At 39.5% G+C, this 15,441-nt stretch carries 19 protein-coding genes; all 19 read left to right on the top strand.

The features are described from left to right. Window positions 1-240: head-tail connector protein (locus BHE89_RS17565; RefSeq protein ID WP_141008331.1), on the top strand; the 240-nt coding region annotated here is incomplete at its 5' end. An 8-nt stretch (window positions 241-248) separates the two neighbouring features. Continuing rightward, complete coding sequence (locus tag BHE89_RS17570; RefSeq protein ID WP_069368413.1) at window positions 249-578, top strand: phage head closure protein; 330 nt, start codon at window positions 249-251, stop codon at window positions 576-578. Next, a complete protein-coding gene (locus BHE89_RS17575) occupies window positions 571-1,041 on the top strand; it encodes an HK97-gp10 family putative phage morphogenesis protein (RefSeq protein ID WP_223672409.1) in 471 nt (156 codons plus the stop codon). Before BHE89_RS17570 ends, BHE89_RS17575 begins: the two co-directional genes overlap by 8 nt. Window positions 1,042-1,045: 4 nt before the next feature. After that, window positions 1,046-1,387 (top strand): tail completion protein gp17, encoded by a 342-nt coding sequence (gene gp17 / locus BHE89_RS17580; RefSeq protein ID WP_069368415.1) that lies wholly within the window; start codon window positions 1,046-1,048, stop codon window positions 1,385-1,387. Between the two features lie 9 nt (window positions 1,388-1,396). Continuing rightward, window positions 1,397-1,933 (top strand): hypothetical protein, encoded by a 537-nt coding sequence (locus BHE89_RS17585; protein WP_286146255.1) that lies wholly within the window; start codon window positions 1,397-1,399, stop codon window positions 1,931-1,933. Next, window positions 1,917-2,072 carry a hypothetical protein gene (locus BHE89_RS26255; protein WP_286146256.1) on the top strand — a complete coding sequence of 52 codons (156 nt, stop codon included), beginning with the start codon at window positions 1,917-1,919 and terminating at the stop codon, window positions 2,070-2,072. The genes BHE89_RS17585 and BHE89_RS26255 overlap by 17 nt, the downstream gene beginning before the upstream one ends. Before the next feature lie 34 nt (window positions 2,073-2,106). Further along, complete coding sequence (locus tag BHE89_RS26260; protein WP_286146257.1) at window positions 2,107-2,796, top strand: phage tail assembly protein T; 690 nt, start codon at window positions 2,107-2,109, stop codon at window positions 2,794-2,796. A 43-nt stretch (window positions 2,797-2,839) separates the two neighbouring features. Next, on the top strand, window positions 2,840-5,686 hold the full coding sequence (locus BHE89_RS17600; RefSeq protein ID WP_286146258.1) for a tape measure protein: 2,847 nt from the start codon (window positions 2,840-2,842) through the stop codon (window positions 5,684-5,686). Continuing rightward, a complete protein-coding gene (locus BHE89_RS26265) occupies window positions 5,686-6,111 on the top strand; it encodes a phage tail tape measure protein (protein WP_286146259.1) in 426 nt (141 codons plus the stop codon). Before BHE89_RS17600 ends, BHE89_RS26265 begins: the two co-directional genes overlap by 1 nt. Beyond that, on the top strand, window positions 6,112-6,708 hold the full coding sequence (locus BHE89_RS17605) for a hypothetical protein (RefSeq protein ID WP_069368420.1): 597 nt from the start codon (window positions 6,112-6,114) through the stop codon (window positions 6,706-6,708). Continuing rightward, window positions 6,708-7,289 (top strand): hypothetical protein, encoded by a 582-nt coding sequence (locus BHE89_RS17610; RefSeq protein WP_069368421.1) that lies wholly within the window; start codon window positions 6,708-6,710, stop codon window positions 7,287-7,289. The genes BHE89_RS17605 and BHE89_RS17610 overlap by 1 nt, the downstream gene beginning before the upstream one ends. 61 nt (window positions 7,290-7,350) lie before the next feature. Next, window positions 7,351-7,779 (top strand): hypothetical protein, encoded by a 429-nt coding sequence (locus tag BHE89_RS17615; RefSeq protein WP_128860679.1) that lies wholly within the window; start codon window positions 7,351-7,353, stop codon window positions 7,777-7,779. 19 nt (window positions 7,780-7,798) lie between these two features. Continuing rightward, window positions 7,799-8,197: a DUF6950 family protein gene (locus BHE89_RS17620; protein WP_069368423.1), complete on the top strand. Its 399-nt coding sequence runs from the start codon at window positions 7,799-7,801 to the stop codon at window positions 8,195-8,197. After that, window positions 8,197-11,595 (top strand): phage tail tip protein J-related protein, encoded by a 3,399-nt coding sequence (locus BHE89_RS17625; RefSeq protein WP_077885114.1) that lies wholly within the window; start codon window positions 8,197-8,199, stop codon window positions 11,593-11,595. Before BHE89_RS17620 ends, BHE89_RS17625 begins: the two co-directional genes overlap by 1 nt. A gap of 15 nt (window positions 11,596-11,610) precedes the next feature. Then, window positions 11,611-13,314 (top strand): pyocin knob domain-containing protein, encoded by a 1,704-nt coding sequence (locus BHE89_RS26270; RefSeq protein WP_069368424.1) that lies wholly within the window; start codon window positions 11,611-11,613, stop codon window positions 13,312-13,314. Between the two features lie 473 nt (window positions 13,315-13,787). Then, window positions 13,788-14,585 carry an AAA family ATPase gene (locus tag BHE89_RS26275; protein ID WP_286146260.1) on the top strand — a complete coding sequence of 266 codons (798 nt, stop codon included), beginning with the start codon at window positions 13,788-13,790 and terminating at the stop codon, window positions 14,583-14,585. A 48-nt stretch (window positions 14,586-14,633) separates the two neighbouring features. Next, entirely contained in the window at window positions 14,634-15,050 is a 417-nt protein-coding gene (locus tag BHE89_RS26280; RefSeq protein WP_286146262.1) for an AAA family ATPase, read from the top strand. After that, window positions 15,043-15,177, top strand: a complete 135-nt coding sequence (locus tag BHE89_RS26285; protein ID WP_286146261.1) for a hypothetical protein — start codon at window positions 15,043-15,045, stop codon at window positions 15,175-15,177. The genes BHE89_RS26280 and BHE89_RS26285 overlap by 8 nt, the downstream gene beginning before the upstream one ends. Next, window positions 15,149-15,358, top strand: a complete 210-nt coding sequence (locus BHE89_RS17645) for a hypothetical protein (RefSeq protein WP_128860680.1) — start codon at window positions 15,149-15,151, stop codon at window positions 15,356-15,358. The genes BHE89_RS26285 and BHE89_RS17645 overlap by 29 nt, the downstream gene beginning before the upstream one ends. The last annotated feature ends 83 nt before the right edge of the window (window positions 15,359-15,441 follow it).

Consider the following 15,441-nt stretch of genomic DNA (forward strand, 5'->3'; position numbering starts at 1 on the left):
TCTGCAGTGAAGTTTGTCGAGAACTACACTCGCAGGACGCTTTATGAAAAGGAAGTATCGGAAGGATACCAAGAAGATGCCGATCATCTATTACTGACAGATGATGTTTCTGCTGCCATGTTATTACTGATTGGGCAGTGGTATGAAAATCGCGAAGGTGTGATCTCAGGACGCTCGTTTTCAACTCAACCCTTTGCGGTGGAAGCGTTATTGCAACCTTATCGAATTTACGGTGTGTAGGAGGTTGTATGCAAGCTGGAAAATTACGGCATGTCATTAAAATACAAAAACCGACATTAGCGCCCGATGCCATTAGCGGTAATGAAGTAATTTGGGAAGATTTCTTACCAAAAGTACGCGCATCTATTGCACCTTATCAGGGGCGTGAATACTTTCAGGCACAGCAAGTCCAAAGTGAAGCCAGCACACGTATTCTTATTCGCTACGTGCCAGGAATAAACACGTCAATGCGTGTCGTTTATGGTGAAAGAGTGTTCGATATCATCTCAATTATTGATCCGAAAGAACAGCACAGAGAGCTACAACTGATGTGCAAGGAAGGAGTTAATGATGGGTGAGATTAAAATCAGCGGATTGTCTGAAATACAACGAAAAATGCAAGAAGTTGCACGCAAGGTTAGAAACCGTAGCGCACGCAAAGCAATGAATGCAGGGGCATCGACATTAAAAAAGGAAATTAAGAACCGCGTACCCATTTTGAAAGAAGATGTTCCACATCGACGCAAAGGGACGATTAAACGTAACATTCGCTCTAAAACAAAAGTACAGCGTAACGGGCAAACAAAAACACGTATCTGGGTAAAGTCTTTACCGGGTAAAAAAATTACTGCATTCAAACAAGCGACAGGAAAAAGTGCCGCATTAAACCCGAATGATCCTTTTTATTGGTGGTTCGTCGAGTTTGGTACTTCAAAGATGCCAGCTCAACCTTTTATGAGACCGGGTTTTGAAGCTAAAAAAGAGGCCACCGCAAAAGTGATTGTTCAAACGTTAAAAGAGGAAATTGAGAAAACAAGGTAACAATATGATTTATCAATTAAAGGAAGCCCTTTCAGCGCTAGTCGATGAAAGGGTTTTTTTTCAGGTATTGCCTGAAGGTAAATTGGTTTACCCCGCTATTGTGATCCAATTTTCCAGTATCACACCGAATAACGCGCTGGTGGAGATGGATCTTGATGATTATCGCGTCCAGCTCGATGTGTACGACTCTAACCCCAAAAACCTAACAACAATGCGTAAGAAAATAAACTCAATTATGGTCGAAAGCATTCCTTTTTCTCAGCGTATTAACACGTTTTTCGAATATGAACCCGATGTCAAATTACATCGGCTCATTCTGGAATTTACTATCTCATCAGATAAATAGGATATTGATATGGCAAAGCCAAAAAATCATAAAGCAACCCCCTTCCTTGGCACAAAACTGTTTGTTCAAACAGGATTAGGTGAGGAGGTGAGCATTACTGCAGTGACACTTTCTCCCGCTACGCTCACCATCGAAGGGAGTAAATTAAAAGCTGATGACATGATTGTGTTATCAGGTTTAGGAGAACTCAATGGGCGCTTTCCTGTCGCCAGTGTTGAAGGCGATAAGGTGACCCTGTGTGACGAAGTGGATTGGAGTGATAAAACGCTACCTACGGATTTTGCAGAAGCAAAAGCACAACGTATTCAATGGTCTAATAACTTTTGTGCCGTGAAAAGCTTCAGCAAAGACGGCTCGACGACCGAACAAATCGACGTTACCACTATTTGCAGTGACGGCAAAGAATATGAATCCGGTGATACGGAATACGGCTCAATTAAATTAACGTTTTTCTTGCAGTATAGCTCTAGTGCTGTTCAGCGATTATTACGTAAGTATGAGAATAGCAAAGAAAAAATTTGCTGTAAAAATGGTGCTCACTCGTGATGAAGGTGCCATGTTCTATTTCGGCTCGATCGAAACGGGGATGAATATTGAGGGGAGTGTTGGGCAGATGATGGACTCAGGTGTGTCGATTAAATTGTCTGGTCGCGACTATTTAAATGTTCCTTTAGCCTCCGTATAAAAACTAACTTTAGCAAAACAAATTAAGGGCTACCATGTCGAATACATTATTACGTGAGTTAGTGTTAAATCAAGCGCTTAAAATCACTCCTTTTACCTATTTAGATAACACCTTTTATGTCAAAGAGCTGGATGTTGGCACAATGAATTACATTCAGCGAAAATTACGTCAAATAAAAATGAAGCTTGCAGAAGAGCAAGATATTTATTTAGACGAAGAAGATGCTGATCAATTCAATGAAGCAATGAATCGAGTTTATGACGAGTTTGATGTGGCACGTATGCTCGCCTTTAAACTCTGTGATGAAAAAGGGGAACTCCTTTTTGATGCTGAAAATGAAGATGACCTAAAAGGTCTTAATCGCTTAGGGCAAGGGTTCTCTAATGCTGTTTTTAATGCGGAGGGCGGTAACGAAAAAAAACTCACAGACCGGCGACAATTCCAAATAATATTGTCGTTGGCACTGGGAAAAACCCTCGTAGAAATAGAGCAAATGCCCGAAAGTCACTTGTGTGAATATGAAGCCTTTTATCGCAAACAACCCTTTGGTTTATGGCGAGAGGATTACCGTATGGCGCAAGTGGCTCATCTTTTAGCAATAGCGAATTGCGATCCGAAATCTACCCCACCTAAATTAACTGACTTTATGCCAATGTGGCAGAAAAAAACATCAGAAGCTGAAGAGTGGGATAGCGTTACTCAGAATGTTTTAGCTCATCGTTAGCCCCTTGCTGGGGCTTTTATTTTATTGTTTTTAAGGAGTTTCTATGGCTGGCGCATTGGGAACATTAAATATTGATTTAACGCTGAACACGGCTAGTTTCACCAATGCGATCAACCGTAGTCAGCATCAAACAGAACGATTTAATCAAAATGTTCGTGTGAGTTTGCAATCTATTACTGTTCAGCAAGAGCGTATGGCGTCACAGACGGCAAAATCAGCTTCATCATTTGCTAATTTTGCCAAAGTTGTTACCGGCGCATTGTCGGTGAAGCAAGTGATTAACTATGCTGACGGTTGGACTGACCTACAAAACCGACTGAAATTAGTCACAGATAGCACTCAAGCCCTAAACAGAGCGACCAATGATGTCTATACCATTGCCCAAAAAACCTACCAGTCACTCGATGCAACTGCACAGGTTTATCAGCGTTTTTCAGATAATGCAGAACGCCTAGGTATTAATCAGCAAAAAGTAGCCGAACTGACAGAAACGGTATCTAAAGCGGTCTCTCTTTCAGGAACCAGTGCTGCCTCTGCTGCGATGGGGTTAACACAGTTTGGCCAAGCATTGGCGGCAGGCCAGTTGCGTGGGCAAGATTTAAACTCTGTTATCGAACAAATCCCCGGTTTAGCACAAGCCATTGCAGAAGGCATGGGGATCTCCATGGGGGATTTAAAAAAGAAAGCTCAAGACGGTGAAATGGCGATTGATAAAATCATTCAGGCATTGGAAAAAGTCAAAGATTCTGTTGATCAAAAATTTGCTACCAGTGTGACAACCGTTAGCCAAGGTTTTACTAATTTACAATCAGCAATGACAAAGTTTGTTGGTGAAGCTAACCAAAGCACTGGTGCAACTCAGCTATTAACCACTGGTTTATCTGCGTTATCTAATAACTTTTCTGAAGTAATGAAAGTGGCAGAGGCATTAGCAGTTACAGCTATTGTGGTAAAAATAACAAAATGGACTCAAGCCACTTATGCACAAACAACAGCAACAAAATTAAAAGTTCAACAAGATCTTATTGCTGCCAAGGCAACGCAAGCAAAAATGACAGCCGAGTTAGAATTGGCTCGTGTTGAGATGCGTTCTTTACAAGCACAACTTCAATTGGCTCAGACAGAAGCTCAGCGCAGTAGTATTAGAATGCGAATGAAAGCACAGTCTTCAATTATTGTATCGGCCACAAATGCAGAAACATTAGCGATACAACGATTGAATGCAGCACAAAGAGCCAGTTCAACATTAGGTCGGGGATTTGGGGGGGCACTTGCTTTTCTTGGTGGGCCATTAGGGATCGCGACGGGCTTATTGACTGCAGGTGCAATGGCTTATTATGAATGGCAACAACAAGCAGAGCAATCAAGACAAAAGGCTCTTGAGTATGCCGAATCATTAGATGTTGCAACAGAGTCATTAAATAAACTTAGTGATGCTGAGCGTCAGGCGTCAATGGTAAAGCTTGCAGAAGGTTTAGATGCAAGAGTCACAAAGATTGACGAACTTACGCAGAAGCAAAAAGAGTTAATTGAGCTTTCTAAGGTAGATCTAGCCGATAAAGGATTACAATTTTACTATACTAATGATTTTGATTCTTACTCTTCAGGAATGTTTAAAGCGCAAAAAGAGGAAATTCAAGTTACAGCTGATCTTGAGGCTGAAAAAAGAAAATTAGGTATAGAACGAGGAAAGATGGCGACATTGATGGACGCGGAAGTCCAAAAAAACGGCATGGTTTCTAATGCTTATGCACTTTACGCAAGTCGTATTTATGATGCTTCAGTAAAATCTGATGAATTGGTTGGTAAGCTCCATCTACAAGGTTCTGCTTTTGATAATTTAGCGCAATCTATTCGCTCAGCCACTCAAGAACAACAACAGTTTTCAGCTAATTCTTTAATTATAGTATCTGCTGACGCTCAAAAATCAATAGATGCCTCTCTTCGAGCTATTGAGAAAGCCAAAGCTACTGGCGAAGCATTGGCTAAGCTTAATGCAGAGGATGTCCTCGCTAGCAGAAAAGTAACGCCTGATATGCAAGGCTATGATAAAGCGTTACAGGCTGAGATTGATGCACAACTTGCATTACAATCTAAAAAAATCAAGCCACCCAAAACGCCAAAATCAAGCATTGATTATGCCAAGCAGTACACAAAGCTCCTTTCTGAATTACAGGAAAAGCAGGCTTCATTAATTGCCGATGGGCAAAGTATTCAGTTATACGGTACCACCTCATCATTTAATGAATATAACTCTGCACTTGCTGATATCAAAAAGAACAAAGAAAAGTTCGATGCAATATTAAAGATAGATCCAAAAGCAATCGAAACTATTAAAGAGAAAGCTAAAGCCATTGATGATATGGCTCGTGCTAATTCTGTTGCGCAATTTGCTTATGATCGCGGTAAAGAAGTTGAGCAAATGCAGTTTGAAACCTCTCTAATAGGAAAATCAAGGGCGGAACAGGAACGATTAAATGCCTTGAGGCAGGTTGATTTGCTTTATCAACAAGCAAAAGTTGATTTAGGAGATAAAGAACTCGCAAACTTACAGCGCAATGTTGAACTTACAAAGCAAAAAATTGATGCCGAATTACAAAAACGGGAGTTAATGAAATTAGATCCAGTCGAAGGGCTAAATCAGGGACTTTCAGATTTTAGTGATTCTGCTACCAATGTGATGGAGAATGTAAAAAACGTTACCACGAATGCTTTGAATAATATGTCTGACTCTTTAGCTGATTTTGTTTTAACGGGTAAAGGTAGCTTTAAAGACTTTGCGAATGCTGTGATATCTGACATTACTCGTATGGTGATGAAGATGTTAGTTTTCAAAGCGATTGAAGCAGGAACCAGCTTTTTTTATGGGCGGAGCTTCTGGCGGTGGTGATGCTGGTGGAGGGCCAGGAGGACTTTTTTGCGTATGGCGGATATACGGGCCATGGCGGAAAGTTTGAACCTAAAGGCGTTGTTCATGGTGGTGAGTTTGTCTTCACAAAAGAAGCGACAGCAAAATTAGGGATCGGCAATCTTTATCGCTTGATGAATTCGACACAGGGCTATGCTTCTGGTGGTTTTGTTGGTTCATTGGCTGGAAAGGTGCCGTCAGCACCAGTCACAACATCATCTTCATCAGGAGTTAATATCACAGTGGTAAACCAAATTACTGTCACAGGTAACGGTGATGCTGTTCTTGCTCAAGCAATGAAAGAAGCGGCAGAACAAGGTACAGAAGCTGGTGCACAAAAAGCAAGGGCGATTATATTGCAAGATTTTCAGAGTAATGGAACTGCACGTAGAACGTTAGGAGTGTAGATGAATATTTTAGCATGGCCAGAAGATGTATGCCCTATTAATGAAGATTGGCAATTACTCAGTAATAGTAAAACGTTCATCTCTCCGTTTAATGGCAGTAGTCAAACAGTTCGTTTTCCGGGGAGCCGTTGGCGTTGTGAGTTAACGTTTAGTAATTTAAGTGAAGAAAAATCACGTAAACTTGAGGCTCTTGTTGCCGCACTTGATGGTATGTCAGGAAGAGTGAGAATATCGAGTTGGATCAGAAAAGGGAAAGAAGGGTACGGCACTCCTAAAATTTCCTCTGCTGGGCAGTCTGGTAGTGTTTTGCAAACATCAGGCTGGAAGCGAAATATGCGCGTTTTACAGCAGGGTGATCGCCTCACGATTGGGAATGAGTTAAAAATGGTAGTAGCCGATGTTGTTAGCGATAACGAAGGGCGAGCTGTCATTTCAATTTCTCCCATGCTCAGAACTCCACCTGCATTGAACGAAGAGGTGATCATTAAAGCTCCTTTTGGGGTTTTTCGATTATCAGATAATGAGCAAGGGAAGTTTCAACACCGCCGACTAGGATACTCTAATGTTACTCTTTCTTTTGAGGAGGTGCTGTATTAATGCAATATCATCCATTTTCTGACGGTATGGTAAAAGCAATCAATGAAGGCGCTTATATCGTGCTTGCAGCTCGGCTGGATTTGAAATCAGGTGTAACTTGTGCGCATACCGGTGTTGGTCAACTTGTTATCGCGGGAGAGACTTATTTAGGTGTTGGGAGTCTTGGTGAAATCAGCCAACTTAATGAAAACAAGACAACAAGTCCGCCTCAATTACAACTTAAACTAGCTGGGTTTGATAAGTCCTTAGTCGGTATGGTGATGAATGAACAAAGCCGAGGGAGGGAAGTGCGATTAATGATGGTGGCAATTGGAGAAGATGGTAAGCCACTATTAGCGGAAATATTGTTTGTCGGGCAGATCTCATCAATTAGTGTTGTTTCTGGTGAAGAGAACGCTGTTTGTGTTAATGTTTCTAATCGATTTGAACGATGGTCAATTGGTTTACCTGATAGATTTACTGATGAGTCATGGTCATCAAGAAGGCAGGGTGATCGCATCTTTCGGTATGTTGCTCAAATGGCTGAACGTGCTATTTACTGGGGAAGCAAGAAAGACGCGCCTGCGTTTATTTATAAATAATTTTCATAAGGTAATGAAGTATGTATAAATATTTTTTTTTGTATATTTTCTATTTTTTTTCATGACGGGGTGTGCCAATCAAGAACCATTAAAGAAAGTAACTTCATCAGGCAAGCCGGAAGGCGTATACAGCAATACGACTAAATCATCAGTAAAAGATGCGTTAAGCACTTACTGTAATGAGAGAGGTTTTATAGTATTAGAATCAACGGACTCAGGAGTTTTGTGCTCAAAGAAAACTGAAGGCGGTACAGCTGTTATGTCACAACTTGCTATCGGTAATTCTTATTCAACAACACCAGAAGTAAAACTAAAATTTTCGATAAGTGAAGTAGGTGAAGTTATTAAAGTTTGGGCTGATGCTTGGTTTGAGACCCAAATGGCTATGGGTCAAGTCAATAGAATGGATATTAAGAACAATTCAGATCTTAACCAAATACAAGATAGATTAGATAATTTATCTCCTAAAAAAATTCAAGAAAAGAAATAAAAAAACTATCGAGGGTTGAATGAAACAACCAAGCTGGACACTCCAGTTACCAGAAACCATAAGGGCGGCCATGAGTCGCCCTTTTTCATGGGGTGAATTTGATTGTTGTATTTTTGCCTCTGAGTGTATTTACGCACAATGTGGTTTCTCTCCAATAAAACTCTTCCTTGGGCAATACAAAACCAAAGCCGAAGCCTTCAACCTTATCAAATCTAAATTTGGCTCACTTGATAGAGCAGTTTCCCGCCACTTTAAATCTATTTCTATTGATTCTGTACAGCGTGGGGATCTTGTCATGTTCAAAGGTGATGATGGTGACAGCATGGCCGTAGTATGGGCGGGTAATTATTGGGGAGTTACTTCTATTGGTGTTAGGCCGGTGCAAATTAACCCTATCAAAGCGTGGAGAGTGGAATAATGGGCGGTAGTGGTGGATTAATTACAAAAGTAGTTGGTGCTGGTTTGATGGTTGCGGGATTGTTCACTGGAGGAACAACTACTGCATTAGGTATCGCATTAATGTCGGCAGGTGTCGCTGTTCAAGTTGCCGGTTCTTTAATATTCAAACCCAAAATTCCGTCAATGGATTATCGTGACACTAGCGAACGTAAGCAAATGTTACGCTCTCCCTCAGCTTCAGAAACCGTCATTATTGGTAAAACTATTGCATCAGGCTTGCTGTTTTTTGCAGAAGAAGAGGAAGGTGAGCAGGACGAAAATGAAAAAATCACACTTGCGCTTGCTTTAGCTGGGCATCCTATAGATAGGGTGGGGAAAATTTGGCTTGGTGATGATCTCATTGAGACTTTTGGTGACAAGGCTTCATGGGAATTACATAACGATAGGAAAGACGCTGATCCCTTTATGCTAAAAAACTGCCCGTCATGGAAAGAGGATATGATGGGGCGCGGTATGGCTTGGTTACGCGTGACGCTCACATTTGACCAAGAAAAATTCCCTTATGGTTTACCCAATGTGAAATGTGAAATTTGGGGTAAAAAACTCTTTGATCCACGTACAGGGAAAACAGAATGGTCGAATAATGGTGCGTTAGTTATTCTTGATTATTATAGAGATTATTTAAAGGTTCCTGATAGCGATATTGATTTTGAGAGCTTTAAACAATCCGCAGATTTATGTGATGAAAGCGTAAGTAATGCTGAAAATGGTTCAGAGCATCGATACACGTTAAATGGTGCTTATGATCTAAATGAAAGCCCATCTAGTGTATTGGAAGCAATGCATAAATGTATTAATGCGGAGCCTACATTTACAGCAGGAAAACACGGCATTCAAGTTGGTGCATATTATGGGCCAGCATTGAAAACTATTACAGAATCACAACTTATTGATACCGTAACTTGTACTCCTGAAACGGGGCTAAAAGATGCCACTAATGCGGTGTACGGTACTTTCATTGACGCTGAGCAACTCTATACCAAGACAGATTTTACGCCTGTTATTGTCAATGAATGGATAGAAGAGGATGGTTTAGAAATCAGGGAAAACGTTGATTACCGCTTTGTTACCAGTCCTTATCAAGCACAGCGATTAGCTCGACAATACTTGCGCAAAAAGAAAGCCGGTAGGCGTGTTCAGCTGACAATGAATTTAGATGGTTATGCGTATCGCCCTGGTGAAGTTGTTATATTAGATTTACCTTCTTTAAATATTAGTGGTCTTGAGTTTCGTATTGCAGAATGGACATTTCATGCTTTAGATGGTGTATCTTTAACACTTGAAGAAGACGGTGCTTATTTATATGAAGATGTGATTGGTAAGCCTTTTGTTAGACCTCCATTCACTAAACTACCCACTAGTGGCGTACCAGCACCTATCAATCTGGCTTTTGTTCCTCTTTCTGTTACTGACATTGTTCAGGGATATATCTCATGGCAGAACGTGGCATCAGATATTCGCTATAACACGGTTAATATTCTCCAAAACGGTAAAGTCATTCAGTCCATTCAAGTGCCGGGTGAGCGTGTTGATATTAACGGTTTAACTCGAGGCACTTATCGTGTCGAGGTGAGAGCTATTAATGTGGCCGGTGCCATGTCTGCACCCGCTATCAGTGATTTTGCTATTCAGGCACCGCCTGCACCGATTGGTGTTGAAATAACTCCGGGTATGTTTAGCCTGACTGCATCACCAATGCAGGGGGACTCTGCAGTTTTTGGTTATACCTTTGAGTTTTGGTTTAGTGAAAAGAAACTCGCCAATCTTTCTGAAAATGAAGTGATCACCAAAGCAAACAAAGTTGGCCAAGGAAACTTCTGGACGCAAGAGAACTTAAAAGCTGGCCACACGTATTATTTTTATGTTCGAACAATTAATAGTTATGGTAAATCACCTTTTGTGGAAGCTTCGGGTGTTCCTGTCTCATTACCCTCAGATATTTTTGATGATTTAGATAACACTGTTAGAGAAACGGATGCGTTTAAAGAGCTGGATAATAAGCTTGATTGGAATGCTGAGACCGCAATTATTTTAAGTAACGCAAGCCATCGTAATTTCAGGCAGTTGCTAATAAAACATGCTGAATCTCAAGCTGGCATTAGTGAGCTATGGCAAGCTAATGCAACTCAAGAAGAAGCCTGGGCACAGGAAGTTAAAGAAATTTACTCTGCGGTTGGTGATAACACGTCTGCAATTAAAGAAACTCAAACGTCAATTACTGAGCTAAATAAAGCTTTCGGTCAAACAACTACGGAGATCCGCACAGAGTTAAAAACAACTAACCAAAATTTAGCTAACACAGATAAAGAAGTTGGTCGCATTCGTGCTGATGTTACGACGAATAAAGAGGCAATATCTAAAACAGATAAGGCACTAGCTAAATCAGAGGAGCAAGTACAAGCGCAATTCGGCAAACAGCAAGGCATGATTAACCAGAAAATGCAGGCTGAATTTAGCCAGACCGGTGACGGTGTTGTCACTCACTCAATTAATATCACGATTGTTCATGACAAGGTTAAATATAACGCAGCAGGGCAAGTGATTAGTGCTCAAGTTAAGAATGGAAAGCTCGAATCATTCTTTGGTTACAATGCGAATAACTTTGCTTGGTATAACCCTGTAAATGGCAAGATGGAATTATTCATGTATGCCAAAAATGGGCAGTTTTTTATTAAGGAGGCGTTTTTAGATAAAGCGAATGTTCGTGAAATGGTGTTATCTGAAGCTATAAAGTCCAAGAATTACGAATTAGGTAAGACGGGATTTAATATTGATGCTAATACGGGTAATGCTGAATTTAATAATGCGACATTTCGGGGAACTATCGATGGTGCGGATGGAAATTTTAATGGAACAGTTAAGGCCGGAAAGCTAATAGGAAATATTGTTTCAATTTCTGATGAGATTTATATAAATGATAGATGGAAAGGCGATGGAATAAAAGAGTTGTTTAAATTTAAACAACGAGACACCCCATGTTATTTGTGGGTTAGCGGTTCACTACATCAAGAAGATTATATCCCTGACTGGTTTGGAACAAAAACACCAAACGGGGCATTAATGGGGTATATGGCTCCATTCATGGGAGATGGTAGAGGGGTTGCTGAAATTTATGTTGATGGAATTTTTAATGTCAAAACAGTCTCGGTCTGGTCAGGAAATACATCGAATGCTAGAAAAGATGAATATGTTTGCAACGAATTTGTCGTAAAAATACCAGCGGGAAAGGGAATTAGTAGTGTTGGTATAAAAATACCTTATGCGACCGGAGGGGTTGCTGGAGAGTGGACGGAGTTTATTCTCAGGGGGAGAGTTTTTGCATTTCCTGATTCAAGCGAAGAATTTCTAATTAATTAAGCTAGGAAATAAATCATGATATACACAACAGGCACTGTTAGCACAGTGTCGGGGTCTGCTATTGTCCGCGGAACTGGCACTAAATTTAAAAATAATAATCCCGCCATTAATATCGGAATGACAATTTTAATTAAATCAGGAAATACTAATATTCCCTACATGATTAAATCCGTTAATTCCGACACTGAATTAGTATTAGCACAACCTGCATTAGCAACGACTACTAACACCACATTCTCAATTCATATTACTGAGCCCGATAATAATAGTGATGCAGCTAGAACCATGGTTGCTATAAATGCATACACGCAATATTTTCTCGATGCGATGAATACGTGGATGACTGAAACAGGGCAAACAAAAATTGAGATGCCAAACGGTGAAGTTATCACGCTCGATAGCATTAAGAAGATGCAGGGGGATATTAGTAAAAAAGCGGATGATAATAAAACAGTACATATTGGGGATTTTGGTGTTGGTGCTGTAAACAGACTGAATGCTAAAAATTTAAATGAGGTCATAATTGCGGGCGATTATCAGCAAGATGCAACTAATGAGGCCACACTTGAGAGAAATTATCCAATAAAAGAAGCCGGCGCATTAAGAGTGGCTCAAACCGTTGGTGGCTGGGCGTTGGGTGGTTGCATTCAGGAATACACTACATATCTATCAGCAAGAAAATTTATTAGAGTTAGGGTATCAGTTGACTGGTATCCATGGGAAGAAATGCCAAATCGACATACAAGTGAGACTCAACGATTTAACGGTCAGCTAATGTCGTACAACGGAATATTTAGCTCAGATAAAAATAACCCAAATGACTATTTTGGTTTTCTAAAAGCAATAAGAGGGAATCAGTACGGAATATACTCAAATGTTAGTGGTGTGGGTGGTTTTACTGTAAAAATACCGCAGAAATCAGGGGAGATGATGCTCGTTGGTGATCATGGCGTTGGTGGTAAGGCTGGTTATGTAACTGACTCTGATTTGAAGGATCCATTAAGGGGTTCTTATTTCTTTTCTCAAGGAGCTAATGTTGGAAGTAATTATTTTGGCTCATATGGCTCAGGGATTTCCTTGCAATACGATAATAATATATCGTTTAAGTTTTTTGTTGCGGGGAACGGAATTACCATTACTGAGTGCCTGAATGCAGGAAATCAGAGAAGAAATGTGTTGTGGGGCAGTGTTAATACAACACTGGATTCAAATGGCTTTATCAAAAGAGCTTCCCCTATTATCGACATCAATCCCGACGGCACATTCAACACTAACGATGAATCAGAAGGCGCTACGGTTACTCGAGTAGCTCAAGGTGAGTATCTCATTGAAGGAGTTCTTGGGTTTAACGCTGACGCAGGCTGGGGTGGTATCGATGGTGGTATTGAAATTCCACTCGATGTCAATAAACAGCCACTTATTTGGGTAGACTCTGAAGTTAACAAAGACGGTTCTATTCTCGTTAAAACTTATCACCGCACTCATCCTAATGCACCTAAGTTCGCTCGTAATGATATTGATGGTTACAACGACGGTGATCCGATTGATATTCCATCCGATCGTTTTATTTCAGTGCGTGTACAGATGCCAGAGCAATCAATCTATAACGTGAGAATGCGTGAGATGGAAGAGGTGCAGAAAGTGGAAGAGGAACGCAGACAAAAGGAAGAGGAGATGAAAGAGAAATTTGGGTTAGGTAAGAATGACGTATTACTTTAATAATCAGGACACCAATAGCGCACCAGAAATTGATAACTGATTGATTATATAACTCGGTCGGTTCCATCGAGCATCGGCACTACTCTGTTTTCAAATACTGCACTGAATTCACATCAGGAAACTTCTTACTTCTCTCTCAATAAAATACCAATCGTTCATTAAAGAACTCGCGCAAATGTGTGTTTTTTGAATTCCTCACCCCAAACTTATCAGAAAATAGCCTAGCAGTAAGATGGGGCAACATTTTTTATATGGTATGCTGATATTATGGGTTAAATAACTAATGATTAGATGAAGATTTTTGTTAAAGCATAGATTATTGCCAAATATATACAATTGTTTTGATACATTGAATCACCTCCATTGATATAATAACTCATGATATTTATCATTTATTGCCAAATAAGGATGTTTAACTGGCGACATGTGCCAGTGATGTGTATATTAATACGATATCTAAATAGGGAAAAACTATGTTAATCGAATTGTCAATTACTAACTATAAATCAATCGCAGAAAAGCAAACATTTTCAATGTCTGCAAGCAAGCTAACTGATTTGAAAGATAATGTGTTCACGTTAATGGAGCCAAATGTAATTGAACTTTTAAAAACAGCTGCTATGTATGGCGCTAATGCATCTGGTAAATCAAATTTTCTTGAGGCTATGCATACGATTTGTGAAATCGTTGTTGAGTCAGCATCTGGCTATAAAGAAAGCGATCCACTTCCTATTAGTCAATATAAATTAGACGAAGAGCTTTTATCTTCTCCTAGTGAATTTGAAGTTACATTTATTTCTGATAGCGTTAGATACCAGTTTGGGTTTTCAGCTACTAAAGAAAGAATTATTTCTGAATGGTTGTTTTCTTTCCCTTATGGACGAGCGAGGACTTTGTACCAAAGGGAGTGGGATAATGAGACTTATAACTATAAAACCTATTTTGGTCAGGAATTAAAAGGGGATAAAAGTGTTTGGACTCGCTCGACAAGAAGTAATGCGTTACTTTTATCTACAGCCGTTTTATTAAATAGTGAACAGTTACTTCCTGTATATAGATGGTTTGAGAGGAAGGTTAAATTTAGCTCTAGTAAAGGATGGGGGGTAGCATTTACTGCTGAGAGTTGTTTGAATGGTAAAAAAGAAAGAATTCTTAAAGCATTAAGAAATGCAGATACGGGGATTGACAACATTGAAGTAAAAAAACGTAAGTTTGACCTTAATGATCTCCCATCTGATATGCCAAAGGAACTAAAAAAGCTTTTTATCTAAAGAGGCCGAAGGATCGGAAGCTATCGAGGTGATGACATATAGAAAAAAATAAAAAAAGGTGATTTAGTTAAATTTGATTTGTCAGAGGAATCAGATGGAACGACAAGGCTTTTTGGTTTTCTTGGTCCATGGATCGATAGTTTAAATGCTGGAAATATTTTATTTATTGATGAATTACATAATAGCTTACATCCTAAAATGGTAGAATACTTGGTTAAGTTATTTAATAATCCCTCAACAAACCCTAATAATGCACAATTAATTTTTACTACACATGAAACATCGATTTTAAAACAAAATGTATTTAGAAGAGATCAAATTTGGTTTTCTGAAAAACTTAATAATGAAACATCAATTTATCCATTAACTGACTTTGTAGTTAGAAAAGGTAGTGAGGATTTAGAAGCGTCGTATTTAGCTGGAAAATTTGGAGCTCTTCCTTTCATTGGTGATGATGATGTCTGATAAACTTTTTCAAAAAAGAAAAGCTAAAAAGATAGCTGAGTTAGGAAGAAAATCTGCTAAAAAAGAGTCTTATGATCGAATATTGATAGTAACTGAAGGTGAAAAAAACAGAGCCCAATTATTTTAATGAAATAATTAGATTATATAAATTAAGTAGTGCTAATGTAAAAGTTGATGGTAGTTGTGGCCCATCACCTAAAACGGTTGTGCAGTATGCAATAGAGTTAGCTAAAGAAGAAGAGCGAAGTAAAAGAATACCTTTCGACAAGATAACTGAAGGTGAAAAAACAGAAGCCCAATTATTTTAATGAAATAATTAGATTATATAAATTAAGTAGTGCTAATGTAAAAGTTGATGGTAGTTGTGGCCCATCACCTAAAACGGTTGTGC

Source organism: Shigella sp. FC1967, assembly GCF_001743005.1.
Classification (GTDB): Bacteria; Pseudomonadota; Gammaproteobacteria; order Enterobacterales; family Enterobacteriaceae; genus Proteus.

Bases quoted from the DNA above. Each gene is read 5' to 3' on its own strand.
- BHE89_RS17600 (WP_286146258.1), top strand. From the start codon at position 2,840: ATGGCTGGCGCATTGGGAACATTAAATATTGATTTAACGCTGAACACG.
- BHE89_RS17570 (WP_069368413.1), top strand. From the start codon at position 249: ATGCAAGCTGGAAAATTACGGCATGTCATTAAAATACAAAAACCGACA.
- BHE89_RS17610 (WP_069368421.1), top strand. From the start codon at position 6,708: ATGCAATATCATCCATTTTCTGACGGTATGGTAAAAGCAATCAATGAA.
- BHE89_RS17605 (WP_069368420.1), top strand. From the start codon at position 6,112: ATGAATATTTTAGCATGGCCAGAAGATGTATGCCCTATTAATGAAGAT.
- BHE89_RS26265 (WP_286146259.1), top strand. From the start codon at position 5,686: ATGCTGGTGGAGGGCCAGGAGGACTTTTTTGCGTATGGCGGATATACG.
- BHE89_RS17575 (WP_223672409.1), top strand. From the start codon at position 571: ATGGGTGAGATTAAAATCAGCGGATTGTCTGAAATACAACGAAAAATG.
- BHE89_RS17615 (WP_128860679.1), top strand. From the start codon at position 7,351: ATGACGGGGTGTGCCAATCAAGAACCATTAAAGAAAGTAACTTCATCA.
- BHE89_RS26255 (WP_286146256.1), top strand. From the start codon at position 1,917: ATGGTGCTCACTCGTGATGAAGGTGCCATGTTCTATTTCGGCTCGATC.
- BHE89_RS26285 (WP_286146261.1), top strand. From the start codon at position 15,043: ATGTCTGATAAACTTTTTCAAAAAAGAAAAGCTAAAAAGATAGCTGAG.
- BHE89_RS17585 (WP_286146255.1), top strand. From the start codon at position 1,397: ATGGCAAAGCCAAAAAATCATAAAGCAACCCCCTTCCTTGGCACAAAA.
- BHE89_RS26275 (WP_286146260.1), top strand. From the start codon at position 13,788: ATGTTAATCGAATTGTCAATTACTAACTATAAATCAATCGCAGAAAAG.
- BHE89_RS17625 (WP_077885114.1), top strand. From the start codon at position 8,197: ATGGGCGGTAGTGGTGGATTAATTACAAAAGTAGTTGGTGCTGGTTTG.
- BHE89_RS26270 (WP_069368424.1), top strand. From the start codon at position 11,611: ATGATATACACAACAGGCACTGTTAGCACAGTGTCGGGGTCTGCTATT.
- BHE89_RS17620 (WP_069368423.1), top strand. From the start codon at position 7,799: ATGAAACAACCAAGCTGGACACTCCAGTTACCAGAAACCATAAGGGCG.
- gp17 (WP_069368415.1), top strand. From the start codon at position 1,046: ATGATTTATCAATTAAAGGAAGCCCTTTCAGCGCTAGTCGATGAAAGG.
- BHE89_RS26260 (WP_286146257.1), top strand. From the start codon at position 2,107: ATGTCGAATACATTATTACGTGAGTTAGTGTTAAATCAAGCGCTTAAA.